This is a genomic window from Dyadobacter sp. HNCC25DJ185 (assembly GCF_056895195.1).
The window spans coordinates 279,594-305,062 of the sequence record NZ_JBXHAR010000007.1; the positions used below are offsets into that span (position 1 = coordinate 279,594).

The 25,469-nt window shown below is 46.1% G+C and carries 25 protein-coding genes and 1 pseudogene; 18 read left to right on the top strand and 8 right to left on the bottom strand.

Annotated features, from left to right (window positions below):
• The first annotated feature begins 1 nt into the window (after nt 1).
• A complete protein-coding gene (locus tag AC1XUF_RS21175; RefSeq protein ID WP_483343828.1) occupies nt 2–1,126 on the top strand; it encodes a carboxylesterase family protein in 1,125 nt (374 codons plus the stop codon).
• Here AC1XUF_RS21175 and AC1XUF_RS21180 read toward each other — a convergent pair whose 3' ends face one another.
• The gene (locus tag AC1XUF_RS21180; protein ID WP_483343829.1) at nt 1,127–2,278 is read right to left on the bottom strand and encodes an acyltransferase family protein; all 1,152 of its coding nucleotides are present in this window, start codon (nt 2,276–2,278) and stop codon (nt 1,127–1,129) included.
• Nucleotides 2,279–2,855: 577 nt separating this feature from the next.
• Here AC1XUF_RS21180 and AC1XUF_RS21185 point away from each other — a divergent pair.
• Genes AC1XUF_RS21185 through AC1XUF_RS21195 form a run of 3 tightly spaced genes read left to right on the top strand, consistent with a single transcriptional unit; the run spans nt 2,856 to nt 4,898 of the window.
• Nucleotides 2,856–3,284: an SRPBCC family protein gene (locus tag AC1XUF_RS21185; protein WP_483343830.1), complete on the top strand. Its 429-nt coding sequence runs from the start codon at nt 2,856–2,858 to the stop codon at nt 3,282–3,284.
• Between the two features lie 42 nt (nt 3,285–3,326).
• Nucleotides 3,327–3,638: a MerR family transcriptional regulator gene (locus AC1XUF_RS21190; RefSeq protein WP_483343831.1), complete on the top strand. Its 312-nt coding sequence runs from the start codon at nt 3,327–3,329 to the stop codon at nt 3,636–3,638.
• 33 nt (nt 3,639–3,671) lie between these two features.
• Nucleotides 3,672–4,898, top strand: a complete 1,227-nt coding sequence (locus AC1XUF_RS21195) for a M20/M25/M40 family metallo-hydrolase (protein WP_483343832.1) — start codon at nt 3,672–3,674, stop codon at nt 4,896–4,898.
• Between the two features lie 2 nt (nt 4,899–4,900).
• Here the strand turns inward: AC1XUF_RS21195 and AC1XUF_RS21200 are convergent, their stop codons facing one another.
• Nucleotides 4,901–5,410 (bottom strand): metallophosphoesterase family protein, encoded by a 510-nt coding sequence (locus AC1XUF_RS21200; protein ID WP_483343833.1) that lies wholly within the window; start codon nt 5,408–5,410, stop codon nt 4,901–4,903.
• A 267-nt stretch (nt 5,411–5,677) separates the two neighbouring features.
• Here AC1XUF_RS21200 and AC1XUF_RS21205 point away from each other — a divergent pair, with 267 nt between their 5' ends.
• The 5 genes from AC1XUF_RS21205 to AC1XUF_RS21225 all read left to right on the top strand — a co-directional run bounded on the left by AC1XUF_RS21205 (nt 5,678) and on the right by AC1XUF_RS21225 (nt 12,318).
• Nucleotides 5,678–8,485, top strand: coding sequence for a TonB-dependent receptor domain-containing protein (locus tag AC1XUF_RS21205; RefSeq protein ID WP_483343834.1), 2,808 nt, complete (start codon nt 5,678–5,680; stop codon nt 8,483–8,485).
• A 16-nt stretch (nt 8,486–8,501) separates the two neighbouring features.
• On the top strand, nt 8,502–9,248 hold the full coding sequence (locus tag AC1XUF_RS21210; RefSeq protein ID WP_483343835.1) for a GLPGLI family protein: 747 nt from the start codon (nt 8,502–8,504) through the stop codon (nt 9,246–9,248).
• A 220-nt stretch (nt 9,249–9,468) separates the two neighbouring features.
• Complete coding sequence (locus AC1XUF_RS21215) at nt 9,469–10,356, top strand: OmpA/MotB family protein (RefSeq protein WP_483343836.1); 888 nt, start codon at nt 9,469–9,471, stop codon at nt 10,354–10,356.
• A gap of 384 nt (nt 10,357–10,740) precedes the next feature.
• Nucleotides 10,741–11,694, top strand: coding sequence for a threonine ammonia-lyase (locus tag AC1XUF_RS21220; RefSeq protein ID WP_483344042.1), 954 nt, complete (start codon nt 10,741–10,743; stop codon nt 11,692–11,694).
• 144 nt (nt 11,695–11,838) lie between these two features.
• Nucleotides 11,839–12,318 (top strand): hypothetical protein, encoded by a 480-nt coding sequence (locus AC1XUF_RS21225; RefSeq protein WP_483343837.1) that lies wholly within the window; start codon nt 11,839–11,841, stop codon nt 12,316–12,318.
• Here the strand turns inward: AC1XUF_RS21225 and AC1XUF_RS21230 are convergent.
• Complete coding sequence (locus tag AC1XUF_RS21230) at nt 12,315–12,449, bottom strand: hypothetical protein (RefSeq protein WP_483343838.1); 135 nt, start codon at nt 12,447–12,449, stop codon at nt 12,315–12,317. The genes AC1XUF_RS21225 and AC1XUF_RS21230 overlap by 4 nt on opposite strands.
• Before the next feature lie 336 nt (nt 12,450–12,785).
• On the opposite strand from AC1XUF_RS21230, the pseudogene AC1XUF_RS21235 reads away from it, so the two are divergent.
• Nucleotides 12,786–13,178 (top strand): annotated as a pseudogene (locus AC1XUF_RS21235) (helix-turn-helix domain-containing protein); the annotation flags it as partial.
• A 71-nt stretch (nt 13,179–13,249) separates the two neighbouring features.
• On the opposite strand, the gene AC1XUF_RS21240 reads toward AC1XUF_RS21235, so the two are convergent.
• From AC1XUF_RS21240 to AC1XUF_RS21250, 3 genes are all read right to left on the bottom strand, one after another.
• Nucleotides 13,250–14,005 carry a WD40/YVTN/BNR-like repeat-containing protein gene (locus AC1XUF_RS21240; protein ID WP_483343839.1) on the bottom strand — a complete coding sequence of 252 codons (756 nt, stop codon included), beginning with the start codon at nt 14,003–14,005 and terminating at the stop codon, nt 13,250–13,252.
• Nucleotides 14,006–14,229: 224 nt separating this feature from the next.
• Complete coding sequence (locus AC1XUF_RS21245; RefSeq protein ID WP_483343840.1) at nt 14,230–14,991, bottom strand: oxidoreductase; 762 nt, start codon at nt 14,989–14,991, stop codon at nt 14,230–14,232.
• 114 nt (nt 14,992–15,105) lie between these two features.
• Nucleotides 15,106–15,696, bottom strand: a complete 591-nt coding sequence (locus AC1XUF_RS21250; protein ID WP_483343841.1) for a Crp/Fnr family transcriptional regulator — start codon at nt 15,694–15,696, stop codon at nt 15,106–15,108.
• A gap of 193 nt (nt 15,697–15,889) precedes the next feature.
• Here AC1XUF_RS21250 and AC1XUF_RS21255 point away from each other — a divergent pair, with 193 nt between their 5' ends.
• Together AC1XUF_RS21255 and AC1XUF_RS21260 are read left to right on the top strand one after the other, a co-directional pair.
• The gene (locus tag AC1XUF_RS21255; RefSeq protein WP_483343842.1) at nt 15,890–16,444 is read left to right on the top strand and encodes a dihydrofolate reductase family protein; all 555 of its coding nucleotides are present in this window, start codon (nt 15,890–15,892) and stop codon (nt 16,442–16,444) included.
• 375 nt (nt 16,445–16,819) lie between these two features.
• On the top strand, nt 16,820–17,482 hold the full coding sequence (locus tag AC1XUF_RS21260; protein ID WP_483343843.1) for an ankyrin repeat domain-containing protein: 663 nt from the start codon (nt 16,820–16,822) through the stop codon (nt 17,480–17,482).
• A gap of 329 nt (nt 17,483–17,811) precedes the next feature.
• Here AC1XUF_RS21260 and AC1XUF_RS21265 read toward each other — a convergent pair whose 3' ends face one another.
• Nucleotides 17,812–18,834: an LLM class flavin-dependent oxidoreductase gene (locus tag AC1XUF_RS21265; RefSeq protein ID WP_483343844.1), complete on the bottom strand. Its 1,023-nt coding sequence runs from the start codon at nt 18,832–18,834 to the stop codon at nt 17,812–17,814.
• A 180-nt stretch (nt 18,835–19,014) separates the two neighbouring features.
• Here AC1XUF_RS21265 and AC1XUF_RS21270 point away from each other — a divergent pair, with 180 nt between their 5' ends.
• From AC1XUF_RS21270 to AC1XUF_RS21290, 5 genes are all read left to right on the top strand, one after another.
• A complete protein-coding gene (locus tag AC1XUF_RS21270) occupies nt 19,015–20,217 on the top strand; it encodes a cystathionine gamma-synthase family protein (RefSeq protein WP_483343845.1) in 1,203 nt (400 codons plus the stop codon).
• Nucleotides 20,218–20,254: 37 nt separating this feature from the next.
• Nucleotides 20,255–21,310, top strand: a complete 1,056-nt coding sequence (gene bla, locus AC1XUF_RS21275; protein ID WP_483343846.1) for a class A beta-lactamase — start codon at nt 20,255–20,257, stop codon at nt 21,308–21,310.
• 55 nt (nt 21,311–21,365) lie between these two features.
• Nucleotides 21,366–21,827: a PIN domain-containing protein gene (locus tag AC1XUF_RS21280; protein ID WP_483343847.1), complete on the top strand. Its 462-nt coding sequence runs from the start codon at nt 21,366–21,368 to the stop codon at nt 21,825–21,827.
• Nucleotides 21,817–21,975 (top strand): hypothetical protein, encoded by a 159-nt coding sequence (locus AC1XUF_RS21285; RefSeq protein ID WP_483343848.1) that lies wholly within the window; start codon nt 21,817–21,819, stop codon nt 21,973–21,975. The genes AC1XUF_RS21280 and AC1XUF_RS21285 overlap by 11 nt, the downstream gene beginning before the upstream one ends.
• 62 nt (nt 21,976–22,037) lie before the next feature.
• Entirely contained in the window at nt 22,038–22,892 is an 855-nt protein-coding gene (locus tag AC1XUF_RS21290) for a HEPN domain-containing protein (RefSeq protein ID WP_483343849.1), read from the top strand.
• 34 nt (nt 22,893–22,926) lie between these two features.
• On the opposite strand, the gene AC1XUF_RS21295 is transcribed toward AC1XUF_RS21290, so the two are convergent.
• Entirely contained in the window at nt 22,927–23,841 is a 915-nt protein-coding gene (locus tag AC1XUF_RS21295; RefSeq protein WP_483343850.1) for an Rpn family recombination-promoting nuclease/putative transposase, read from the bottom strand.
• A gap of 127 nt (nt 23,842–23,968) precedes the next feature.
• Between AC1XUF_RS21295 and AC1XUF_RS21300 the strand changes: the two genes are divergently transcribed.
• The gene (locus AC1XUF_RS21300; protein WP_483343851.1) at nt 23,969–25,459 is read left to right on the top strand and encodes a serine hydrolase; all 1,491 of its coding nucleotides are present in this window, start codon (nt 23,969–23,971) and stop codon (nt 25,457–25,459) included.
• The last annotated feature ends 10 nt before the right edge of the window (nt 25,460–25,469 follow it).

A 25,469-nucleotide genomic window follows, 5' to 3' on the forward strand; every position in this document is an offset into this window, starting at 1 on the left:
CATGTTCAGAAAAATCTGTGTCAGCAGTGTTCTGTTACTATTGATCCGGTGGTGTACCAATTGTGCAACACCGGTATCCCCCCAGCCCACAGAAATTGCCGACTCAACTGAGATAGACACCGCCACCACATCATCTCCGGACACAGTTATTAAAGACACCACCAGGATAGGTACCGAGGATTACTTCCTGGGCCATTCTGCAAGATTTGGGACTTACTATTTGTTTGAAGAAGCGGACCTGGATCGCCGTACCGGATTTTATTCCAGGGCAAATGACTACAAGGGTCTCCCTGTCGATCTCGATTTTTCGTTTGTAGCGCCAGCTTCGGATACAATGAAACACCGGCCATTTGTTCTGATGGTTCACGAGGGAGCTTTTATTTTTGGAGGGCTGGGTAATGAAATGGGTAAGGCCAGTCTGTTGGCGCGAAAAGGGTTTGCGGCAGCGTCAATCAATTACCGACTCGGTTTCATCGGAGGAAGCGAGCAAAATGCGTGCGGCGGAAATAATACGGAAGTTGTACAAGCAGTATATCGCGCAGTTCAGGACACATACGCAGCACTACATTATTTCGCTGAGCGGGCCGATGACTTCGGCATTGACCCGAGCCAGATGATGCTCGCAGGAAGCAGTGCGGGGGCTATTACAATTACCGCACTGGCGTACATGACCGAAGCGGATTTCGAAGCTTTGTCGCCAGGTATCACAAAGAGACTAGGCAAACTAGACCCGAATCAAAATGGCAGTGTATTTACGATCAGAGCGTTGCTTTCGTACCTTGGCTACGGGATATTTAAAAGCGGCTATATTAAAACCACCAATGCATTGCCGACAGTTTTTTTTCAGAGAACGGGTGACAATGTTCTTCCTTATCAGAAGGGCACCTTTCTTTCCTGCCCTTATTATTTAAGTTCCGAAGGTGCCAAGCCGGTTTCCGATTTGCTTAAAAAGTACAAAGTGCCTTATGAACTCAACTATCAGCCGGAGGTCGGACATATGCTGACTTACACCGAAGAATATGTTACCAACCGGTACGCACAATTTATGAAACGCTTATGGCTTGGGGACATGCGTCAAATAACGAATGAGAACTTCAAAACCGTCGAAGATCTGACGGTCAGATAATCAAGTGCGTACTTTCGACTTGGCCTGCCGCTTTTCGATATTAGCAAAGAAACCTTTCAAGTATTCCGAAAGCCATAATTCGAGGTAATGATACGATACTCTGGATGCGGCTACGGTAACAGATATCGTTAGCATCAGCATGGCGGGGCCGGAGTCGAAAACCGGGTACCCGATTTTATGAAAAAAGGTCTTCAATGTTACAAGTACCGGAATATGCAGAAGATAAATCGAAAACGAAATGTCGCCAAGCCTTACAAGCCACGAAGGGAAGCGTGAGGTGTGCCGGGTGCTGTGAAAGACAATTGCCGTGAAAAGGCACACAGAGCCGAAACCCCATTGAAACGGCCCAAACCCGCCAAAGAAACCCGATAAGTATTGCCACAGCACAAGTGTAACAACAAAGAAAACGACATTGCTTTCAGAAAAGGCGACGGAGAACAGGCGAAACAATTCATGATCGTTATAGATCAGCCCTATAATCACACCATAGACAAAATTCCAGACAATCGGATTGGTAATCATATTAAGATACCCGTGGCCAAAGTCCAGGGCATGATCGGGCTTTAACGTTAGGTCGCCCAAAGCCAATGGGAGGAAGATCAGGGTTATCGAAATCAACGAAAAGAAGACTGTCCACCTGTGTCTTGAAAAAAACAGAGAGATCGTCACCAGCAGGTAAAAGTAGATCTCATAGTTGAGAGTCCATCCGACGTAAAGTGTGGCAGCTCCATAAAAAGGAGGATTAAAGCGTGAAACCGGAGTGAAACACAAACTCTGAGCAAGCTCAGATAAAGAAAGTGGATCTACTGAAAAACCGTGCTGTATGACATAAAATAGCAAAGTAACAACGGCGTATGCAGGCCAGATGCGTAAAAGCCTTTTTGTAAAAAAAAGAAGTACACTCGTTCCCGAAGAGGATATTCCTTTTGTAATGTAAACCATAATAAAACCGCTGATCACGAAAAACAGCGGGACACCTGCTGCCCCGGCATTAAACAAAAAATCGACCTCTTTCCTGAAAGGTTCGCCTTTTGCGATCAGATCCCTTGAATGGTAAACGACAACAATGAGAGCAGCAATAGCCCTTAAAACCTGGATACTGGCAATTCTGGACTGGTGCTCATGATGGTTAAGGCATTCCTCCCGGCTCATGGTTTGAAAAAAAATAAATACATACAGGCAGCTCCGGAAGGCAGGTTGTGCCGGCGCCGCTGTGTTTTGACAATCAGAATAGTTGCCCTTTGGTTACAGAGAGTGTTATTTGGACTTGTGACGTGGCAATCGGGGAAATGAATTAGAATGAAAGTGTGACATTTCAACTCAAAGCAGGGCCAGGCTGCGCAAAAGGCATGGTTTTTTAATAGTGTGCGTATATCCATCATTGTCAATCATTTAAACATTACTCATTGTGTGTTCATTAGTTTTTAAATGCAGAAATAGTTGCACATGTACCTGTAATACAGTGTCTTGATTGTATGACAATCATAAGATTTGAATATGCAACTTAAAAACTAAATTCTAAAAAATTAAGCAAAAGCCAATGGTGGAGACTGCCGCATCGCAGCAATTATAATTTGGGGAGCCGTCGGTTAGTAAACAAAATTGATAAAATAAGTGGTTAGATGGCTGAATTGATAAACAAGGATTGTTCCACAGATTAAATTGGCTCAATGCAAATTCCAATTTATCGACACGTGCGCACTAGCATTTCACCCGCAAAACAAAAAAAATGAGTCAGGAATTGATAATCAAGGATGAAGTATTAATTGAAGCTCCGGTGTCAAAGGTTTGGGAAGTATTGGTCGCCCCAAAATATATCAGGCAATGGGATGATCTTCCTCACGATTTCGACGACTATTATCTGGAAACGGGACGGACAATCGAGTGGTCTGGCATTTCAAAAATGACCGTCAAAGTTTGCGAGCCGCATAAATCGCTGGTATTTGCGCTTTATGTTTCTAAATGGGAACAACCGCCCGCTGCCTATGACATAGGGTATCAGTATAACCTCTCCGAGTCAGATGGTTTTACTAGGCTTGCCCTGGAAATCGGCGATTTTGCAGCTTTGGCCGACGGCGAGGATTATTACAGGTCTTCCGGCGAATTTGCGGCAGCCGCATTGAACAAGATCAAAAATTTGGCAGAGAACAGGGTTTAATTGACGTGCTGCTTATCTTTGTAGTAACCGCTTCATATTGATATGGAATCGAATACAAAACTTTACTACGACACCAACGAAGTTGCTGAAAGGGTGGGTTGTGAGCCTTCAGCCCTACGCTTTTGGGAAAAGAAATTTCCTCAGCTTAATCCAAAAAGGGACGCACGCAATCGCAGGCGATATACGGAGAGGGACATTGAGATCATCAAAAAGATCATGCACCAGCGTGATAAGCAGGGGCGGACCATTAAAGGAACCAGAGAGCAACTACGTAGAAAGGAAGAAGCGCAGCTCCTGATCCAGCGACTGCTGAGAGTAAGAAAATTCCTTGTTGAGATTCAGGAAAAACTTTAAACCTTCCAAATCGGACCATCATTTTAAGAAACAATGAAACAGCGTTTTCTGCTTGTCCTGATTGGGATAGTGCCATTTGTTGCATTTTCGCAAAACATCCAGCCTGCATTCATCCGACAGCATATCGAATTTCTGGCCTCCGATGAGCTGGAAGGACGGGGCACAGCCACTTTGGGGGAGGTTAGGGCAGCGAACTATATTTCAGATTTTTTTAAAACAGTCGGATTGAAACCGGCGGGGACGAATGGTAGTTTTTTCCAACCCTTTGAGGTTTCCTTCGCAATTGAAGGAAAGGCCCATCAGATGATGGGCAGAAATGTGGCAGGCTTTCTGGATAACTGGGCTGCCAAAACGATTGTGGTCGGTGCGCATTATGATCACCTGGGTAAGGGTTTTCAGGGAAGTTCATTATCCCCTGACAGTAAAAATAAAATCCATAACGGAGCCGATGACAACGCGTCGGGAACTGCCGGTGTGCTGGAATTGGCCAGATATTTTGCCGAAAACGATGTAGTGGAAAAGCATAACTACCTGTTCATTACATTTTCCGGCGAGGAGTTGGGATTGATCGGCTCCAAACATTTCACGGAAAAGCCCACTATACCATTAATGTCGGTGTCGTCCATGATCAATATGGATATGATCGGCAGGCTGGAAGAGAACAAAGGGATAATTGTTTCGGGATGGGGCACTAGTAAAGTGTGGGGCAAGCTTATACCAGATCTGGCGAAATCGCAGAATCTGAAAGTCACCATTGATTCTTCAGGTGTGGGTGCGTCCGACCACACGTCTTTTTATTTAAAAAATATCCCTGTTGTGCAGTTTTTTACGGGTAGCCACGGGGATTATCACAAAATTTCAGACGATGCCGACAAAATCAACGTCGATGGCGAGGCACGTATCCTCAATGTAATAGCCGGGCTCCTTCAAAAGCTCGATACGGAAACTGTTGAACCTGAATTTTTAACAGCTGGCAGCCCGCATTCCGGTGCCACGACCAGCAATTTTAAAGTAACATTAGGCGTGATGCCGGATTACAGTTATTCGGGCAAAGGCCTGAAAATTGACGGGGTTTCCAAGGCACGTCCGGCAGATAAGGCAGGGATACTGGTAGGTGATATTATCACCAAACTTGCTGGAAAAGAGATAGGCAGCATTTATGACTACATGGATATTCTTAGCGAACACGAAAAAGGGCAGCAGGTAGATGCCGAGCTTTTGCGTGGCAAGGAGACCAAAACCGTAAAAATTACTTTTTAAACTTATGAAATAGTGCCTCTTTTCCCGAGCTCGATTGCTTCCATCTGGCTGATAATCCCTTCGTGCAGATTGAACCGCAGAATTGTGCGGAACTTATGAAAGCCCTCCCTTCCTGCTGCTCCTGGGTTCATGTATAGCATATTGTTCAGTGCCGGGTCGCGGATTACCCTCAATATATGTGAGTGACCGCAGATGAAAATGTCCGGCGTGTCCGCCCGCAATGCAGGCATAACCTGCGGATTGTAACGGGGAGGTGCCCCGCCAATGTGGGTCATCCACACCCTGAACCCCTCGACCTCAAAATGCAGATTTTCCTGCGTCCGGACACGGATTTGATGATTGTCAATATTCCCATACACGATTCTGCAGGTCTTAAAATCTTCGAGCTGTTCCACAATATTAACAGACCCAAGATCTCCCGCATGCCAGATTTCATCGCAATTGGCAAAGTGATCAAATATCCGCTCATCTAAATACCCGTGTGTGTCTGACACCAAACCGATAGTCTTCATTTACTCTTTTTAATGTTGTGGGTCCAAAAATGACGGTCTTTTTACCGTAAAGTTAATAATTTAATTTTTTCGCAGATAAAAGTAACTTATATATAATAAAAGTGAATATTTGCAGTTGTCCTCTTAATAAAAGTTAAATTTTCCTTGCAGCCGCATAAAATCATCTTCAAACTAAAAATTTAGTTGTAAAGTTGTTTTGGTTTGTATATTATTGCGGGGAGTAATTTAACAGTTACAAAAACCACTCATCTAAACCTTCTGTTAGCTTTGAAAAAAACCTTACTTCTGTTCTGTTTATGTCTTTCTATGTTGGCTGCTCAAGCGCAGACCGCCGGGAGATTTACGTTAAAAGGAGTGGTAACCGATACATCCGGGGCCATACTTCCGGAGGCAACAGTGATGCTCTTGCTTCCCAAAGATTCGTCTCTTGTTAATTTCGGCAGGGCCAACAAAGACGGTGCTTTCGAATTGAAGAACATCAAAAGAGGCAGTTATATTTTCAAGGTGTCGTATGTTGGCTTTATTCCTTACCAGGACGACATCAACCCAAAAGACCAGGAAACGGTGGATCTGGGTAAAATTAAAATGAAGGTACTTCAAAAGGAGCTTTATGAGGTCGTCATTAAAACTGCCCGTGCGCCGTTGAGCATCAGGGGCGATACGGTAGAGTTTGATGCAAAGGCTTTCAAAGTTCCACCGGGATCAACCGTAGAGGACCTTCTGCGTAAGTTACCTGGTGTGCAGGTGGATGGTGACGGGAATATCCGGGCTCAGGGGGAGGAGATCAAACGTGTAACGGTAGACGGTAAAAGGTTTTTCGGCGACGATCCGAAAATGGCGACCAAAAATCTCCCCGCAGAGGCAATTAACAAAGTGCAGGTTTTCAATGGCAAGACAGAGCAGGCAAAAGCAACAGGCATAGACGACGGTAAGCGCGAGAAGACCATGAACCTGGAACTCAAAGACAGTCATAAAAAAGGAGGGTTCGGGAAAGCAGTGGCCGGGGTAGGGAACGAGTCGCGGATGGAAGGAAAGGTGAGTTATAACCGCTTCAACGACAAGCAGCAGTTCGCTTTGCTTGGTTTTGGAAATAATACCAACCAGTCGGGCATCGCGCGTAACGACTACCAGGACTTCAAGGGTAGCCAGTCGTTCAACTGGGATGACGGGGATTTCGGCTTCAACAGCGGCAGGTCCTATGGTGGTGACGATATTACAATACAACCTAATTGGGGGGGGAGTACATCCGAGGGCTTTACCAAAAACTGGGCGGGCGGTGCCAATTATAATTTTGACACCAAGAAAACCAAACTCAGTACGAGCTATTTTTACAGCCAGACCGACTCCAAGGTAGATGTGAGGTCAAGTACACAAAACTTCTTGACGAACGAATCATATCAGACCCGGGATAACAACAATACCCACGGCTTCATCGGCAATCACCGGCCGGCATTGCGCTTTGAAAAGGAGATCGATTCGCTCAATAGCATTGTGCTCATCAGCAATTCTAGGATCAACCTTGGAGATAGTAAATATGAAAGCCAGCAAGCTTCCTTCCGTATGGAGAACCAGCCTGTCAACCAGTCGACCGTGAACAATGTCAGTAATTACAATTCATTTGCGATGGCCAACCTGCTGATGTACCGGCATAAGTCGGGCAAGAAGAAAGGGCGGAACTTCGCAGCAAGCCTCTCCTATAATATCAATAATGCCGACGAAGACAAGCATTTGAATTCGGTCAATACCTTCGCACAGGATTCTGTACGGAACAGCGTGGTCAATCAGCTCAACCAAACCGAGAGCACCCGCGGCAACTTCAAGGGTAGCCTTTCTTTCGTAGAGCCATTTGCCAAGAAATTTACCTGGGAGACTTTTTACAATTACAGTCTTCGCAAGGATAAAGTCGACCGTGATGTGTTCGATATAGAGGGAAATGTGCAAGAAGTGAATCCCTTCCTTACCCGTTATTATTCGAACGATTTCACCTACAATCGTTTGGGTACAAGCGTTCGCTACTCATCCAATGGATTGAACCTGTCTTTAGGTGTGGCTGGGGTACAGCTCGATCTGAAAGGAAAATTCATGACCGACCAGGCTAACAATAATTTCACCCGTATCGACCGAACGTTTTTCAGCCTGGTGCCAAATATCGGCTTAAATTATAGTCTCAAAAACAACCGGTATCTATATGCGGAGTACGGGCTGTCGGTCAGGGAACCATCGATTACCGACTTGCAGCCAATCGTGGACAATAGTAATCCGCTTTACATTACCGAGGGTAATCCGGATTTGCTGCCCTCATCTACCCACAATTTCTACGGAGGGTATCAAATGTTCAATCCAGCGTCTTTCACGAATCTATATGGTAATATTTTCTATAATTATAATGTGAACCAGATCGTATACAACCGCTCGGTCAATACGGAAACGCTCGTGACGACGACGAAGCCTATGAACGTTTCGGGGAGTAATAATTACGGAGGTTATTTTGGTTTCGGGCTGCCGATCGTGAAAACGAAACTGACTGTCGGAGGTAACGTGGGGCTCAATTTCGGTAACAGCATCGCTTACGTGAATGACGTTAAAAATGAAACTAACACAAAGGGCTACAACTTAGGGGCCAGGCTGGACCTTACGCCAAGCGACGTTTTTACCTTATATACTTACGCCAATTGGAGTATCAACGATACCAAATATTCTATCAACACCAATCAGAATCAAACAATTGTTAATACGAACTACACGGCAGATATGAACCTGAAAATGCCTAAAGAGGTTTTTTTCAACGCGCGTCTCAATTACCGCAGTTATAAGAACGACCAGTTCGGCTTTAACCAGCAGCAACCAATCCTGAACCTGTCGGTATACAAGCTGATTTTGAAAAATAAAAAGGGAGAAATCCGTCTGACTGCCTATGACGTTTTCAAGAAGAATCTGGGCATTTCGCAATATGTCAGCCAGAACTTTTACACCGAGAGACGCGTATCGACCTTGTCGCGCTACTTTATGCTGACCTTCACATATAATATGCGGGGTATGTCAGCGTCTGTGAAACATAACGGTGGATTCTTTTAACCATTAACAAACTGATATGAAAGCAATCAAAATATTGATCATAGTCTGCATTGCCAGTTTTCCGGCATTGTCACAACAGATAGAGGGGGAAATTACTTACGAAAGGACATTTCATTGGACCAGGATCTATTCCCGGCTGACCTACCTGAGCAACGAGGAGAAGGACCGTATCAAACAAACATGGGGCAACGACGACGAGTACAAAGAAAAAATGACCTTACTTTTCAACGAAAACCAAACCTACTATACTTACAAAAAAAAGGAAGACAATGAGGGAGGGTATTCCTGGACCAGGGACGATTATCGGATTTACCGGGATTTCGGCAAGGAAACAAAAACCGAAATCATTGAAATGATTGGGAAAACTTATGTTGTGGAAGATTCGATCAGGGCTCCGACTTGGAAGGTGATGAATAAGATCAAGGAAGTGGCAGGACATATGTGTATGATGGCTGTGACCGAAGACACAGTCAAGAATCAGAAGATCACGGCTTGGTTTGCCAATGACATAGCGCTGTCAGCCGGCCCGGAACTTTACACCAGCCTGCCGGGTATTATCCTGGAACTCGAAATCAATGACGGGGACATTACGGTAAGCGCCATTGATATCAAAATGAGGCCTGTACCTGCCGCGGAGCTGGAACTTCCGAAAAAGATGAAAGGACGCAAAATTGACAACAAGCAATATGCAGACCTGGTATCGGCACATATACGCGATAGTATCAAAGCGCACCGCAACCCCTTCTGGGCGTTGCCATATTAAAAAAATATTAGATCAGCAGACAACTATTTAATTATATGTTAAAAGGGAAGATGTCCTGTGACATTCTTCCCTTTTTTTTTACCTTTGCGACTTGAAACGGTCTTAGACCAGGCTTTTAACCACATTTAGCTGTCTGGCAAGATATTTTTACTAATAAAACGTACCTATTCAATTACTTAACTTAACAGTGTTTAACTATTTTAAAAAACCCTTGATGACTATGAAAAATACCATTTTGGCCGTTGCAATGCTTTTTGTATTGGGTTCCTGCGCAAGCAAGAAGAAATTGCTGAGCGTGCAGAAACAGGCGAACGAAATCCAGATCCAATTGGATAAGGCCAGAGCCGATTTGAACGATTGCGACAGCAGAACTGCCAGTCTGAATAACGATTTGAAAGCTAAGAACGACGAGCTCAGCAGCAAAAACTCAAAATTGAAAGAGCTGGAAGATCAGATCGAATTCCTTAAGAAAAATAACAACAACCTGTTAGACAGAATGTCCGATCTTTCAGTGATCAGCAAAGAAGGATCGGAAAGTATCAAAAAATCATTGGCAATGATGGATGCGCAGGGAACTCAGATCAGAGACCTGAATTCAAGCATCCAGAAGAAAGATTCCTTGAACATGGCGCTGGTGTTGAACCTCAAACGTTCATTGGCTGATGTAAGCGATGAAGATGTTCAGATCGAAGTTAAAAAAGGAGTCGTATATGTCTCTTTGTCCGACAAAATGCTTTTCAAATCAGGAAGTTCTGTGATCAATACACAGGCTGAAACTGTGTTGGGAAAAGTAGCTAAGATTCTCAATGACTACAAAGAGATTGAAATCCTGATTGAAGGACATACAGATAACGTACCTATCGCTACGGATAAAATTGCTGATAACTGGGATCTCAGTGTGTTGCGTGCTACATCCGTTGCCCGCACGCTTCAGAAGAAGTATGGTGTGGAGCCAGTTCGTATGATTGCTGGTGGCCGTGGTGAATATCTACCAAAAGTAGCAAACGATTCGGCACCTAACCGCAGCCTGAACCGTCGTACTGAAATCATCATTACGCCGAAACTGGACCAGTTCTTCAACCTTTACACACCTAATGCAGGTAAATAAGGTTTTGGAAGAAACGAAAAAAGCCCGTCCACAACGACGGGCTTTTTTCGTTTGTATACAGCTCATCACCAACTATTGATACTGGACCGTCTGTCATTATTGACACATCTCTGTCTCCCGTTTGGATAAATGGTAATTTCACCCGCTCCGCTTTTGGCTTTCTGTAGCAGTCACTGCACGGCCGCCACAAGACTATTGGCTCAGCGGGAGTTGTGCGTTTGCAAGAACCTGTGGATAATTTGGAACAACAAGATACCGTGGCAAGGCCGGAACGCAACTTTTGGCGCCTGAAAGCAGGAGCGTTGAGTAGGTTTGGTGCTACCTTTGCATGAGCAAGCATTGTCTTATTTCTAAAATTGAAATAAATACTAACAAATGAGCAAGATGACCGAAGCTATACCGACCAGAGATGACATTGAGGCTGCGCATCAGCGTGTGGCGCCATTTATTCATCACACGCCAACGATGACCTCCCAGTTCCTCGACGAACTTAGCGGTGCCAATCTCTTTTTCAAATGTGAAAACCTGCAGAAGATAGGCGCATTCAAAGCGCGTGGCGGGCTCAATGCCATTCTTTCCCTGGCAGAGGATAAGCTAAAAAACGGGATCACGACGCATTCATCGGGGAACCACGCTCAGGCTATTGCATTTGCGGCTGCTAAAGTAGGCGCCAGGGCATATATTGTAATGCCTGAAAATTCGCCCCTTGTTAAAATTAACGCGGTGAAAGGCTATGGTGCGGAGGTCACTTTTTGTAAGAATACGCCCGAGGAGCGCGAGAAGGCCGTGCAGGAAATTATCAAAGAAACCGGGGCAACATTTATACACCCGTTCAACAACTACCAAGTGATAACCGGGCAGGCTACTGCTGCCAAGGAACTGATCGAAGACCAGAAAGAAAGGCTCGATCTGATTATCGCACCGGTTGGCGGGGGTGGGTTGTTGAGTGGAACTGCATTATCCGTCCATTATTTTTCCCCGGGTACCAGGGTTTATGCGGGAGAGCCCGAGGGTGCCGCCGACGCCGTGTTGTCTTTCAGAAGCGATAAAATTGAAAAGGCTCCCTACGTGAAAACCATTGCGGACGGATTACTCACATATCTTGGGGATAAGACATTTCCCCTTATCAAGGAATATGTAACTGATATCCTGACCGTTTCGGACGAAGAGATCATTGCGGCAATGCGCTATTTGTGGGAGAGAATGAAGCTGGTTGTGGAGCCTTCGGGCGCTGTCGGACTTGCCGGGATTTTGAAAAACAAGGAGCAATTCGCCGGTAAAAAAATAGGCGTTATCCTTACGGGCGGAAATGTCGACCTGGGTAAATTGCCGTTCTGAAAGCGTTGTGGATGCAAGTAGAACCGTTTTAAAATCGAATTTTCACAAATTAGAATACGCGCATTAGGACGAATTGCCGTTATACTAAAAATTTGAACGTTTCCTGATTTTATTGCCTAACATTTTACTCTTTAAACTTTAAGTATGAAAAAGCTGATCTTTTGTTGTCTGGTTGTTTTGATGGGCTCATGCAAGGATAAGAATGATAACGTCGAACCGGAAGCAGATTTTGCGCCTGATTTTGTGGGAAATTATGAGACAACTACCCTGGAACCAAATACCGTTTTTAAACAGTCATGGGAAGTGACAGTTAAAGAGAAAAACCAACTGGGTATTCTATATGTCAAAAATACGGAGGTAACTGTCGCCGGCACCAAAGTAACGTTAGAACAGAAATATGACTTGATTTCTGTCAAGACGACTGCCAAGGATATCCTGGAAATTGATGAAATAGTAGCTGTAACTCAGAGCAACGGACTGCCATTGCAGCAAAAAGTGCAGGGGATTGGTACTAAGGTTGTAAATGCTGAGGGAAAACCGCAGATCAATATTACAGTTAAGCTGACTGACACCAGTACCGGATCTTCGAAAGAGGAATACCTGGAATTTAAGAAGAAGATCTAGTTACCCACCCTTCTTTGCAAGGCTTCGGGATAACGGTCTCCTTGTACGGCAATTTCGGACGCTGCCCGCTCCATATTGCTTAAATCCTGCGCACTGAGCCGGATGGTTGCCCCTCCCAAATTTTCTTCCACTCTGTGCAGCTTGGTAGTATAGGACGATCCATGGCTTTTGTGCCAGCAGCCACGCCCGCGCTATTTGTGCGGGCGTGGCTGCCTTTTTTCTGCGCAATATTGGCGAGCAAATCCACCATCACCTGGTTGGCCCTGCGTGCCTCTGCCGTGAAACGATATTGCGAAAATCCGATTTGTCAAATGTCGTGTTTTCGTCTTTCCACGACGTAAGTCGAGCCAGTACATGGGGGGCAATGGCGTCTTTTTGAAAGATGTGGTGTACGCCGCCTGCGTTATGGGAAGGAATATGACGATTACCAGGAAGGAACGCTCGTTTTATGTCGCCCGGCCAGGTGTTTTCCGGATTGCTGCGTGCGCTTTTACGACCGCCAGTTCGTGACCCTCGATCAGGCACATCAGGGTATCCTGAAGTGCTTTGAAGCGCTGCTTACCCGGTATTTACCCATACCATCGGTTTGCCTTCCGTCGCCTACTGCCCAGGTGAGCTGAACTTATCAGCCAAATATTTCGGCGGCCTGATTAAAAAGGAAACTGGCCAGACGGCTCAGGACTACATTCAGTCCAAACGGATCTCAGTAGCGAAGGAAAAAATTTTTGATCGGAACAAAAACCGTCAGTGAGGTAGCATTTGAACTGGGTTTTAAATATCCGCAGCATTTCAGCAGATTATTTAAACAGCGTGTCGGACAGACTCCCAATCAATACCGGATCCTGAAAGATTTGAATTAACTGTTCGCCCGTTTTTTCATCTGTGTCCCGGACAGTCGGATCTGCCACGGGACCAGAAATCCCCTCGGTCTTCAGCACCCTCCATCTTTGGGTATGGCATAAATCACATTCTCTGAAACAGATAAGTTGAAGACCTTATTTTCGACCGAGGGCAGTATCAGCTTCCACGTTTTTCCGTTGTCTGACGATCTGAAAATGCCATCGGGATGACCACAAAAGAAGAATTCCCCGACCTCTACAATGGAGGAAATGGAGAGGCTTGCCGGAAGTCCGGCATCAATGGGCTGCCAGGTTTTACCACCATCGTAGGATGTGCGCACTCTTCTGGTCTTCGATTCTGTATTGTAAGTGATGGCAGCAAATCCGCCTTTGATACGTTCCACAGCGATGCCCACACCGCCCTCATGAAGCACGCAATCCCAGGTTTCGCCGCCGTCCGTCGAACGTATTATACCATTCTGGCTGGTTGCCATGAGCACGCCGTCTGACTCTGCCAATTTCATTACCCAGCCTCCGGTATAGACTTGTTTCCAGGTTTTTCCGCTGTGATCAGATTTGAAAAGACCATGGTCGGAGCCGGTGAAAACAATACCTGCGGTTTCAAAAAAATGATCGGCCTGCTGATTTTCAGGCAGCGGTTCGCTCACGTTCTGCCAGGTCTGTCCGCCATCTGCAGATTTAAAAATGGAATTTGCAGCTATGGCTATGTTTGCTTTTTGTTTTTTTCGACTATCCGGAACTGGGGATAACTGAGTAGATTTCAACGCCGGATCGAAAAGACATAGAAATTGGAAAAGGAGCGCAAAGGTTAGGTTATAGCTATTCATGACCATCAGTAGTTTGGTGAAACAATGGTCGTAAAGATATTGGGCGTCGACTTGCCAAAAACTTTTTAACAGTCAAAAGTTGTAAAGGGGATGTAAAAGTTTGTAAATCAGTGTTGCAGGTTCTCTTTCTTTCATCGTAAACCAGACCATTACATTTAAAGGGACTTTCATTGTGTTCTGGTTTTTGATATTCGAGTTTGTTTTAACCCCAGGTGCTGGAAGTATCACGCAAGATCCCCGTGGCCGCCTGTCACAAAATGGTTATGGCCAGTAATATAAGAGGCACGGTCCGAGACCAGGAATGCGATTGTTTCGGCCAGTTCCTCCGCTGTCCCCGGCCTGCGCTGAGGGATTGACCCGAACAATTGATCCGGCGTAATGCCCATTGCGGCCGTAAGTTGCATGCGTCCTTCGTCGCCTCCCGGTGTGATGATCGCGCCTGGCGTTACCAGGTTTACGCGTACCCCGGCCGGTGCAAGTTCCTTGGCCAGTGACCGGGTGTAACTGTTTAATGCCGCCTTGGCTGCTCCATATTGTGCCAGAAAACCATGAAACGGAAGGTGGCCGCCAGCCGAAATATTCACAATTGCGCCTGAACTGCTGGCACGAAGCGCGGGCAACAGTGGGTTGGTTACCCGCACGGCACTCATGAAATTGATCATCAGCGATTCGATCCAGTCTTCATCGGATATCGACTCGATGCCCGGAAGTCTGGGAGCAGCTGCGCCAGCGTTATTGACCAGGATGTCCAATCCGCCGAGGATTTCCAATGCTTCTTTCGCCACATGAGTTGCTCCGGTAAGCGTGCTGATGTCCCCCTGGATAAATGTGACCCCCACCGGTGTCTGCTCATGGCGAGCGCGGGCAGCCACTACTACAGTTGCGCCAGCATCAAGAAGCCGTTTCGCTGTGGCCGCGCCGATGCCGCGTGACCCGCCGGTGATCATCGCCTTTTTACCCGTAAATTCATTTGCGTACTCTTTCATGATGATCTCGTTTTTTGCCTGTCAGAATTGATGCAGCAAAATTGGGATATCGTGTTGAAAGACTACTTGAACCAGATTACCAAATCCATGTGAACCAGTTCACATGGATGGGCGTCAGGCTTTCGGGGAAATCTTCTGATTACGGATTTTGGAAAGAAATTCGCGGGTCATTCCCAGGTATGAGGCAATGATATAAAGTGGGATGCGCTGGACGAACAATGGGTATTTTTCAGCGAATTCTTCATAACGCTCTTCTGCCGAAAGACTCAAAAGTGAAATGACACGCCTTTGCAGCATCACGGCGATCTGCTGTGCCCTTCGCATCATGACGATCGAAAATTGCGGTATTTTTTCCAGCAGCAATTGTTCGCTTTCATAGCTCCATTGTATCACCGTGCTTTCTTCGATAGCTTCTACATACAACGTAGCCGGCTCCTGCGAGAGAAAACTGCCTGGGTCACCGATCATCCAGTCGTCTACCGCCAATGAAATGGTATGTTCCTGCCCGTCTGCCCCGATAAAAAAGGCCCTGAACGAGCCCGAAACGACATAAGTGCGAGATCGGGAGACAAAGCCAGGCTGTTCCAGAAATTGTTTGCGCTTCACCTTTCTCGTCGTCAGTACCGAAACAAATAATTGTTTCTCCTCCTCGGTAAGCGTAATGCGGGGTGCGATATGGTTCAGTATGGAAGAAAAGTCCTGCATGGTTTCAAGAATGAGAGGACAATTTACCGTTTAATCAATTCCCAGGCGTGAGAAATTATGAGCCGTTGCCAGCTCTGGCAACGCAATATGTCCCAATTTCCCCTGCTATTTGTTCTGAATGACCTCACAACATGGCGTTACGCCGACCTATTTTTGCATTGCTTCTGGTGTATTCATTTAAATGCAAAATACGATGAGAAAGATTATCGCAGGATTCAATATGACATTAGACGGGTTTTGCGACCACACGGCAGTCATCCCCGACGATTCGATGCACGAACATTACGCGGAATTGCTGAGAAATGCGGGCGTTGCCCTCTATGGCAGGATCACCTACGAACTGATGGAATATTGGAAACCTTTGATTAACAATCCAAGCGGCGATAAGTCAGCAGATGACTTTGCCATAGCCATTGACCGCATTCCAAAAGTTGTATTTTCCCACACGGTGAAAGATGTCGACTGGGCAAGTGCCAGGTTGGCGACACAAAGCCTTGAAGAAGAGGTGCTGGCGCTAAGAGCTTCCCGCGAAAGTGGCGATATTTTGGTTTGCAGCCGGAGTTTGATCGTCGCTCTAATCAATCTCGGGCTCATTGACGAATTACAGATCATGGTTCATCCGGTGATCGCGGGAAGCGGTTTGCCACTGTTCGAAATGATCGCCGACAAGGTTTCTTTGAAGCTTGTAAACACGAAAACCTTCGATTTCGGTGCGGTGACGCTGTATTATGAGCTTAAAGAAAAATAAGACCGGATAGCAAAAAACAACGGCAATTCCTTCTTTTCATTTTCCATATTCGCAGGGCCTAGGTATTAAGAATACCTGACAACAAGCGATACCAGGTGTCGTACCAATCCCAATTTCTCTGATTTTCATTTATTTGCACCGGGCTGGCCGGAAGCGGTTGAGCTAACTGCCTGGCGTAATGTGAGATGAGAAGCCCGGTCTGAGCATTCGAATTTGCGGGAAGAGGTGCCGGCACGATCCAACTAAACCCGAAATTTTGTACCTTACCAGCAACGAGCTGGTTATTTTGTACCATCCAATTCACATTATTGGGCATCCTCATCGGGCTGACAAAGCATTAAAGGCAAGTATCACGTAGAAGACAAAGTAGATTCCATGGATATCGCAGAAATGATTGACCTGATCAAGACAGGCTCAAATGACCTCTTGGAACAGAAGTTAAATGACAACCCTTCGCTTGCGGACGGCAAAACGGAGCAAGGAATTTCTCTTTTACAATTAGCTGCTTATTGCAGAAATGATTTTGCACTTGATATTTTAAGAAAGCATAAGCAGAAACTTGACATTTATGAAGCTTCAAGCATAGGTCGCACCGAAATAGTCTCTCAATTATTGGATGAAAATCCTGAATTATTAAATTCATTTTCTTCCGACGGTTTTACCGCTTTGGGACTTGCTTCATTCTTTGGGCATTTATCTCTTGTAAAATTGCTTCTCGATAACGGGGCAGACCCCAATATTGCATCGAACAATCCATTCAAAGTTGCACCCATTCACTCCGCCTGTGCGATTTCTCACTTTGACATTACCGAGCTTTTAATCAAATACCATGCTGACGTAAATGCAAAACAAATGCAAGGAGTTACACCGTTACATTCAGCCGCACATCATGGGCAGACAAAACTTTCCCAACTTCTCATAGACAACGGTGCTGACGTTAATGCAAAGATGGATAGCGGGCAGACACCTCTGGATATGGCAAATGAGAAAAAATTCCAGGAAACGGCAGAACTCATCATTAAACATGGAGGACACTGACAGACAACTCGCCCTACTGAACCCAACAAAATTGAAAACCTCCTCCTAAACCTCCCCAAAACCAAGTAAACCGGACTAAAAACCCTCACAAATCACCCGGGGCCATTGCCCGCTGAAATGGTTATCCCTTTCGGCAGCCATGCACGGGGCTAGTGGGCGGAGGATTAACTGGGGCTTCGAACTCTCTCTTTCGCTGGGTTGCGCCTTTTGCTACACGTTGATCATCTTCTTTTCTACAAACCTTTCGGAGCTCAGCGCCTTTTTATCCGGATAGGCGCCATGCTCCCAAAGATTTGTAGCGATACCATATCCTTAAGAATTCGTGCGAATTAAGCGGCAAGCACGCTCTTCTCCTGGATGCTTTTCAAAACTTCATAACTATGAATACGCGCCACGGGATCGAAAATGTGGCTGGTCACCATCAACTCGTCGAGTTGCGTATGTTTTTGAAAATAAGCTAGATCAGTGCTGATTTTTGTCCTGTCGCCGATAAATGTGTATTTCATCATCTCCCTCACGGCGGCTTCTTCATATTCTCCCCAAAGTCCATCCATACTTTCTACCGGGGGTTGCAATGGCTTGCGTTTGCCTGTGATAATTCCCATAGCCAGCTGGAAGAATGAAGTCGCAAGGCGCTCGGCTTCCTCTGTAGTATCTGCGGCGATCACATTCACACAAGCCATCACATAAGGCTGCGCCAGGTATTGCGATGGTTTGAACTTCCGGCGGTAAAGTTCTATAGCAGTCATAAATTGCGCGGGGGCAAAGTGGCTTGCAAATGCATAAGGTAACCCCAAATGCGCAGCCAGCCGCGCACTATCGGTGCTCGAACCCAGTATCCAGATCGGGATTTCCAGCCCCTCGCCAGGGATCGCGCGTACTTTGGAGCCGCTGTTTTCTGCCGAAAAATAGGTTTGCAGGGCGATCACATCATCCGGGAAATCCTGGGCGGATTCCATGTAATTGCGCCTGAGCGCGCGGGCGGTAACCTGGTCTGTTCCGGGGGCACGCCCCAGGCCCAAATCAATGCGGTCGGGGTAAAGCGACGCGAGCGTGCCGAACTGCTCGGCAACCACCAGCGGCGCGTGATTGGGCAGCATAATGCCGCCGCTGCCCACGCGGATCGTACGGGTCCCGCCTGCAATGTAGCCGATCAGCACCGATGTAGCCGAGCTGGCGACGCTCGCCATGTTGTGGTGCTCAGCAAGCCAGTATCGCTTGTAGCCCAGTTCTTCGACCCGCTGCGCAAGCCGAAGGCTGTTTTTAAATGTCGTGGCTGCATTATTTCCTTCCGTGATCGGCGCGAGATCAAGAATGGAAAATGGTATATCCTGAATAAGTTTGTCTGCCATGGGATTGAAAAGCTAAGAATGCTTCTAGTAAAAAGCATTTAATCGGTCTGTGAGTTCCTTTTCAATACTTTGATTTTGCCCGTCAAACTTGCTACATTGGATTTGGCGGGCAAGTCAGGCCTGTATCTTCCTGTCGATAGCATTACAGCCATATTTATTCTTAAAAATTAACAACTAAAAGTGGACAACTTTCAAAAAGGCACTGCCTCGGTATGGGCCGGAGAAACCGGGCGATTTTTAAAAGGCGCGACCACCGCACCGATCGTCAACAGTGTAGCATTTGCATACGAAGATTTAGACGAGTGGTATGCCGTGGCAACCGGCAAAGCCGAAGGTCACATTTACAGCAGGAATACCAATCCGACTGTCCATGTGCTGGAAGAAAAGATCCGGATACTGGAACACGCGGAGGCTGCAACCTCCTTTGCCACCGGCATGGGCGCGATCAGTAATACGCTCTTTGCATTGCTCGGGCCGGGAAAGCGGGTTGTTTCCATCAAAGATACTTATGGCGGCACGAGCCGACTTTTTCTGGATTTTTTGCCTTCGTATGGCATGAAGGTAACGCTGTGTGAGACAACCAATCACGAGGAAATCGAAACTGAAATAGCCAAAGGCTGCGATCTGGTTTATCTCGAAACGCCGACCAATCCGACATTAAAAGTCATCGACATCAAACGTCTGGCGCAGGCTGCCCGTGCGGTAGGTGCGGTCGTGGTGGTGGACAATACTTTTGCGACACCCATTAATCAAAACCCGCTCTTGCTCGGCGCCGACCTGGTTGTTCACAGTGCGACAAAGTTCCTCTGCGGGCATTCCGATGCCATGGGCGGGCTGCTTTGCGGGAAAGCCGAACTGGTTAAGAAAGTGTATGGATTCCGCGAAATCAATGGGGCCAGCTTGCAGGCCGATCCGGCTTATATGATCTTGCGTGGCATGAAAACGCTCGAACTGCGCATTGAGCGCCAGAATGCTTCCGCGCTGAAAATCGCCAGACATTTGAAAGCCCATGAAGCGATTGAAGACGTTTTTTATCCTGGTCTGGAAACACACCCCGGTCACGAAATTGCCAAGTCTCAAATGTCGGGTTTTGGCGGGGTGATGAGTTTTGCGTTGAAAGGCAGTTATGACGATGTAAAAGCTTTTTTACCAAAACTGAAACTGGTGCATCTGGCTGCCAGTCTGGGGTCGGTGAGCACATTGGCAGGTCCGCCGAGAACGACCAGCCACGTGGAACTGACCGAAGAACAGCGCGCGCTGCTGGGAATTCCTGAAAGTCTGATCCGCTACTCGGTGGGGATTGAGAATGTGGGGGATCTGATCTCGGACCTGGACCAGGCACTGGCTGCTATTCAGTCAGTGAAAGTTGCTGCGGCGGTATAGAGGATTTTCAATTTTGCACAAATTAACCCAGACTCTTGTGAATAAAAATCTAGCACTCCTGTTCAGATATCTTCTTCTTGCTTTCCTGATTGTTAAAATCACTGCTCCCGGGTTTGCCCAAAAGTCCGTTAAAACCGTAGCTGACCTCCCTGCTCAACGCTTGCAAAGTGAGCTGGAACGGATCGCAAAGCTTGCCAAAGGAAGGGTTGGCGTGTCTGCCCTGCATCTGGAAACCGGCAGGCAAGTGAGTCTGGACCCCAAGGGTGCATATCCGATGGCAAGCACCGTGAAAGTGGCGATTGCTGTGCAGCTGTTTACAAAAATTGAAAAAGGTGAGCTGTCCTTGATGACGATGGTCGATCTGCAGCCGTCTGACCTTCACCCGGGAAGCGGAACGCTCGATGTACTTTTCAACAAACCCGGCGTCCAGCTATCTGTGCAGAATTTACTGGAACTGATGATGGTCATCAGCGATAATTCTGCGACTGATATTTTGCTTCGCCTCGTGGGCGGGCCAAAAGCAGTGGCGGAACGTTTGAAATCGCTGAACATTCAGGGCATGTCGGTCGATCGTACGATCATCGAGTTACTGGCCGATCTGGATGCGGTTGTTCTGCCTTCGCAAGATCAATGGACACTTGGCTTTTATGACAAGCTGCTCAAAACGTCCACACCCGAAGCCGTAAAGGCCGCAGCCATAAAACTGGAAACAGATCCGCGCGACACCTCCACGCCGGAAGCAATGGTCGAACTGCTCACTCAGATCTATAACGCAAAAGCCATCAAACCAGAAAGCCGGGACCTATTACTGGCTGTCATGGAACGCTGCCGAGGCGGATTGGCCCGATTGAAAGGATACCTTCCGCCCGCGACCGTAGTCGCTCACAAAACGGGCTCGCTGGACGCCAACGCGACCGACGATGTAGGTATTATCACCTTACCCGATGGCGCCGGGCATATTGCGATTGCCGTTTTTGTAGGCAAATCCGAGCAGCCGCTGGCGGAACGTGAACAGACCATTGCGCATTTGACAAGGGCTATTTATGACTACTTTTTGTTTTCGCCGGTGGCTGTTACGGCTTCCGGACGTTGATTGGAACGTTTAATCGGAGCGTTGGACACCATCCAGAAACTTGTAAATTTGTCTCATGAGACAACGCTTCTATTTTGATACATCTGTTTTTGGCGGAATTTATGATATTGAGTTCGACGAGGCTTCGGCTCAACTATTTGAAAAAGTGAAACTGGGACAGATCATTTGCGTTTATTCGGACTTGACCGAGGGGGAATTATTTGAAGCGCCTGAGCGAGTCAAAAATTTTTTCAGAGACCTGCCAAAAGAAAATTTAGAGGCTGTAAAAGTGACTGAAGAATCAATCACTCTTGCAAAAAGTTACATCGAAGAAAATGTTGTAGGCAAGACAAGCTTTGACGATTGTGTTAACATTGCGCTTGCGACTATTCACAAAGTAGATATTCTTGTAAGTTGGAATTTCAAACACATTGTAAATATTTATCGAATTCGCGGTTACAATGCAGTAAATCTACGTGCAGGCTACCAGACATTGGAAATTCGTTCACTAAAAGACATTATTAGTTATGAAGACTGAAACTAAAAAACAAATCAAGGACAAAGAGTTTGACACAGTTAAAACTTTCAGAGCTATAAAAGAAAAAATTTCAAAGGACATTTCAGACAAGACCTTTGAGGAAATAAGAGCATACTTACAAACGAAAAAAGTACGTCTCCAAGACTGATTTGTCTGCTTAAAAATTTCTTATTCAGTGGAAGAATAACCAGAGATAAATCACACACACACATGAAAACCTCCCTCTCCCACCTCCCCGAAGACAAACAGGAAGAATTAGCAACACTCACCGAAACTATCATTGAAAGTGTACCTGCTGAAATGGTCATCCTTTTCGGTAGCCACGCCCGTGGAGATTGGGTCGAAGATTATCAGGAACACACTGAATACGTAAGCGATTACGACATTCTCGTCATTACCAAAGACAGGAAATCTGCCAAAGAGGACAAAAAGTGGTGGGACCTGAATAAGAAAATAAACAGTAATGATGAGCAGACAAGAATCACCATTATTCAACATAGCATCGGGTTTGTAAATGATAAGATCGAACAAAATCAATATTTCTTTGTCGATATTTTAAAGGAAGGAATCATGCTTTTTGATTCGGGGAAATTCAAATTAGCCGAGCCAAAAAATATGAATCCGGAAGAAAGACAGAAAAAAGCAAAAGGTCAGTTTGAGCCTTGGTTTAAGAATGCGAATAGTTTTCTAAAAACTTTCGAATTTAATCTTGGTGAAAATGATTTCGCGGTTGCAGCCTTTCAACTTCATCAAGCGACAGAAAGATACTATGCCACAATTCTGCTGGTCTTCACCGACTACAAGCCCAAAATTCACGATATAGAGATATTAGGAGAACGGGTTGAAAAACTTCATGCTGCTTTTAGAACCGTTTTTCCAAAAAATACACCGGAAGAAAAACGGCTGTTCGAACTGCTAAAAAAAGCCTATATCGATGCGCGCTATAATATGAATTACAAGATTGAAAAGGAAGAATTGGAATATTTATCCGGTCGTGTGAAACTGCTGAAAGATTTGACCGAACGCATTTGTATTGAGCGGATTGAGCAGTTTACGGAAGGGTAAGAAGAAATTCGAAATCAGCGCTTGCAATCCATAATTAATCAGCAATTAAATTTCTTCGAATCTCCGCGACATAATTTACCGAAACTTCCATAATAGAAGCGATCTGCTCATCCGTAAATAGTGATTGCTCGATCAAGTTCTTCACGGCGGATTGGATCTTTTTCTCCGCTTCTTTGAGACCTTCCTTTCGGCCCTTCTCTTCAAATATTTCAAAAGCATCCATAATTGTTTCTTTATTTTTTTCGGGTAACGATGTAATTAAATCTGAAACTTGTTCATCACTGAGGCTATTCCCAACTAATGTATAAACAACGAGGCAGTTTTGCAAGCTCTTGTCCATCTCGCCAGCCAATGTCAATATCGTCGGGAGAAGTGCGATCAGCCTGTCTTTGAAAACGCTGTACTTCATGGCCAGCAGCGATGCGGCGAGAAATTTGTTATTCAGTTCGTGTATCTGCTCGTCCGGGATCTGCCCTAGATTATGGAAAATGTATTCGTAGTCAGGCACGAACTTTCGCAATGCCGGTTCGAGATGATCGAAGAGATCAGCAAGTGTTTTGTACTCCCACCTGGCTTTTCCGTGGTAAAGTAGTATGGGAATGATCAGCGAGGGGGTCTCGCCGTCACCGATCTGCTTTAAAAGTCCTGAGAAAATATAGCTTCCAATCTGGATCGGCGTGTATTTGTCGACATAGCTCTTGTGCTCGACAAGGAGAGAAATTTTTACTTCTCCATGACCGTCCGCTTTCCGGCAGGTGTACACAATGTCTGAAATGGATTTTTGCAGTTCCTTAGAAACATAGGTATCAGGCAGTTGCCGGAAGGTAGAAAAGTCCAGCATGTCCAGAATATTTTTCGGGATACATGCACGGAAATAGTCCAAAGCGATCTGCCGATCGGCCATGATAGCCCTGATGAAGGTATCGTGTTTTTGTGTGTGTTTGTCCATGCGGCAAAGATAGGATTTTGACGCAAATACCTTGGAGCTTAGTGCCGACGCAGGACAGGAGACGTCAAGCAGCCGAACAAAAAACAGTTAACTTGTGAGGAAACATACAAATTGCAGACTTATTGCTATGAGAATTTCACTTCTGTTTTTCCTATTTCTGCTTTTCCAAGCCACATTCGCGCAAAAAAAGATCACTCCCAAACAAATCGAGGAATTCGATCAGTATGTCGAAAAGGTCAGGAAGGAATGGGATGTGCCGGGGCTTTCCATAACCGTCGTGAAGGATGATCAGGTGATTTTCAAGAAAGGTTACGGCGTACGTGAGCTTGGGAAAACCGACCCTGTGGATACGCAAACGCTTTTTGCCTGTGCGTCCACCACCAAAGCCATGACGGTAACTTTGATGGGCATGCTGGTGGACGAGGGTAAAATCAAATGGAATGATAAAGTATATAAATACCTGCCGGAACTTCAATTTTACGATCCTTACGTAACCCGCGAAGTAACAATCCGCGACCTGCTGATCCATGATACGGGGCTGGGAGGCACCGATTTTTTCACAGGCATCATGAGCATTCCGGTCAGTGAAATGTTCAAAAGAATGGCATTGGTAAAGCCTGCCTACTCATTCCGTTCAGGTTTTGAATACCAGAATATCATGTACTCGGCCGCCGGGAGGATCATCGAAAACCTGACCGGCAAAAAATGGTCGGAAGTGATCCAGGAGCGGATTTTTGACCGACTTGGAATGACGACCACTGCGCCCAAACGTGGTTTGATCAAAACCAACAACCTCACAAAACCACATTATAACATCAACGATACCATTCGAGTGATCGACTACGGAGCGGATAACGAGATCGGTTCTGCCGGTGCCGTATGGTCCAATGCGGATGATATCAGCAAATGGGTGATTTGTATGCTGGACAGCAGCAAATTTGAAGGCGGACGTCTGCTTAAACCAGAAACCTGGACAGAGATGTTCAAGCCGCAGACTTTTTTCCCCGAAAGCGAATACCCGACCATGCAAATCCTCAAACCGAACTGGAAAACGTATGGCCTGGGTTGGTATCAGCATGATTATAAGGGACATAAGGTCAATTTTCACACAGGAAGTCTGGCAGGACTGACGGCCATCACCGGTCAGCTCCCAGATGAGAAACTTGGCGTGTTTGTTTTCGGGAATTACGACCACGCGGAAGTCCGCCATGTGTTGTTATATAAAACATTGGACTGCTTTGCCCTGGGCGAGTACCGCGACTGGAACACGGAATTCAAAGCTTTATATGCCGGGATCAGGGAAAACGGTAAAAAAAGGCAGCAGCAATTTGTGGCCAGGCGCGTCGCCGGCACGTCACCCTCTCTGGAGTTGAAGGAGTATGCTGGGAAATATTTCAGCGAGCTGTATGGTGAAGCGGAAATATCTTCGGATGGAAAAAATTTGCAGGTCAATATTAACAACGTCCTGAAAGCCAGACTCGCCCACTGGCATTACGATACGTTCTACGGGCCATTTCAAAAAGCCTGGTATGGCAACGCCACTGCCCGTTTCACGCTGAATGTTGCCGGTAAAGTGGATACGCTGGTGTTGGATGGGATGGAGTTTAAGAAAAAATAGGGAAGGGGCA

Bases quoted from the DNA above. Each gene is read 5' to 3' on its own strand.
- AC1XUF_RS21175 (WP_483343828.1), top strand. From the start codon at position 2: ATGTTCAGAAAAATCTGTGTCAGCAGTGTTCTGTTACTATTGATCCGG.
- AC1XUF_RS21180 (WP_483343829.1), bottom strand. From the start codon at position 2,278: ATGAGCCGGGAGGAATGCCTTAACCATCATGAGCACCAGTCCAGAATT.
- AC1XUF_RS21185 (WP_483343830.1), top strand. From the start codon at position 2,856: ATGAGTCAGGAATTGATAATCAAGGATGAAGTATTAATTGAAGCTCCG.
- AC1XUF_RS21190 (WP_483343831.1), top strand. From the start codon at position 3,327: ATGGAATCGAATACAAAACTTTACTACGACACCAACGAAGTTGCTGAA.
- AC1XUF_RS21195 (WP_483343832.1), top strand. From the start codon at position 3,672: ATGAAACAGCGTTTTCTGCTTGTCCTGATTGGGATAGTGCCATTTGTT.
- AC1XUF_RS21200 (WP_483343833.1), bottom strand. From the start codon at position 5,410: ATGAAGACTATCGGTTTGGTGTCAGACACACACGGGTATTTAGATGAG.
- AC1XUF_RS21210 (WP_483343835.1), top strand. From the start codon at position 8,502: ATGAAAGCAATCAAAATATTGATCATAGTCTGCATTGCCAGTTTTCCG.
- AC1XUF_RS21215 (WP_483343836.1), top strand. From the start codon at position 9,469: ATGAAAAATACCATTTTGGCCGTTGCAATGCTTTTTGTATTGGGTTCC.
- AC1XUF_RS21220 (WP_483344042.1), top strand. From the start codon at position 10,741: ATGACCGAAGCTATACCGACCAGAGATGACATTGAGGCTGCGCATCAG.
- AC1XUF_RS21225 (WP_483343837.1), top strand. From the start codon at position 11,839: ATGAAAAAGCTGATCTTTTGTTGTCTGGTTGTTTTGATGGGCTCATGC.
- AC1XUF_RS21240 (WP_483343839.1), bottom strand. From the start codon at position 14,005: ATGAATAGCTATAACCTAACCTTTGCGCTCCTTTTCCAATTTCTATGT.
- AC1XUF_RS21245 (WP_483343840.1), bottom strand. From the start codon at position 14,991: ATGAAAGAGTACGCAAATGAATTTACGGGTAAAAAGGCGATGATCACC.
- AC1XUF_RS21250 (WP_483343841.1), bottom strand. From the start codon at position 15,696: ATGCAGGACTTTTCTTCCATACTGAACCATATCGCACCCCGCATTACG.
- AC1XUF_RS21255 (WP_483343842.1), top strand. From the start codon at position 15,890: ATGAGAAAGATTATCGCAGGATTCAATATGACATTAGACGGGTTTTGC.
- AC1XUF_RS21260 (WP_483343843.1), top strand. From the start codon at position 16,820: ATGGATATCGCAGAAATGATTGACCTGATCAAGACAGGCTCAAATGAC.
- AC1XUF_RS21265 (WP_483343844.1), bottom strand. From the start codon at position 18,834: ATGGCAGACAAACTTATTCAGGATATACCATTTTCCATTCTTGATCTC.
- AC1XUF_RS21280 (WP_483343847.1), top strand. From the start codon at position 21,366: ATGAGACAACGCTTCTATTTTGATACATCTGTTTTTGGCGGAATTTAT.
- AC1XUF_RS21285 (WP_483343848.1), top strand. From the start codon at position 21,817: ATGAAGACTGAAACTAAAAAACAAATCAAGGACAAAGAGTTTGACACA.
- AC1XUF_RS21290 (WP_483343849.1), top strand. From the start codon at position 22,038: ATGAAAACCTCCCTCTCCCACCTCCCCGAAGACAAACAGGAAGAATTA.
- AC1XUF_RS21295 (WP_483343850.1), bottom strand. From the start codon at position 23,841: ATGGACAAACACACACAAAAACACGATACCTTCATCAGGGCTATCATG.
- AC1XUF_RS21300 (WP_483343851.1), top strand. From the start codon at position 23,969: ATGAGAATTTCACTTCTGTTTTTCCTATTTCTGCTTTTCCAAGCCACA.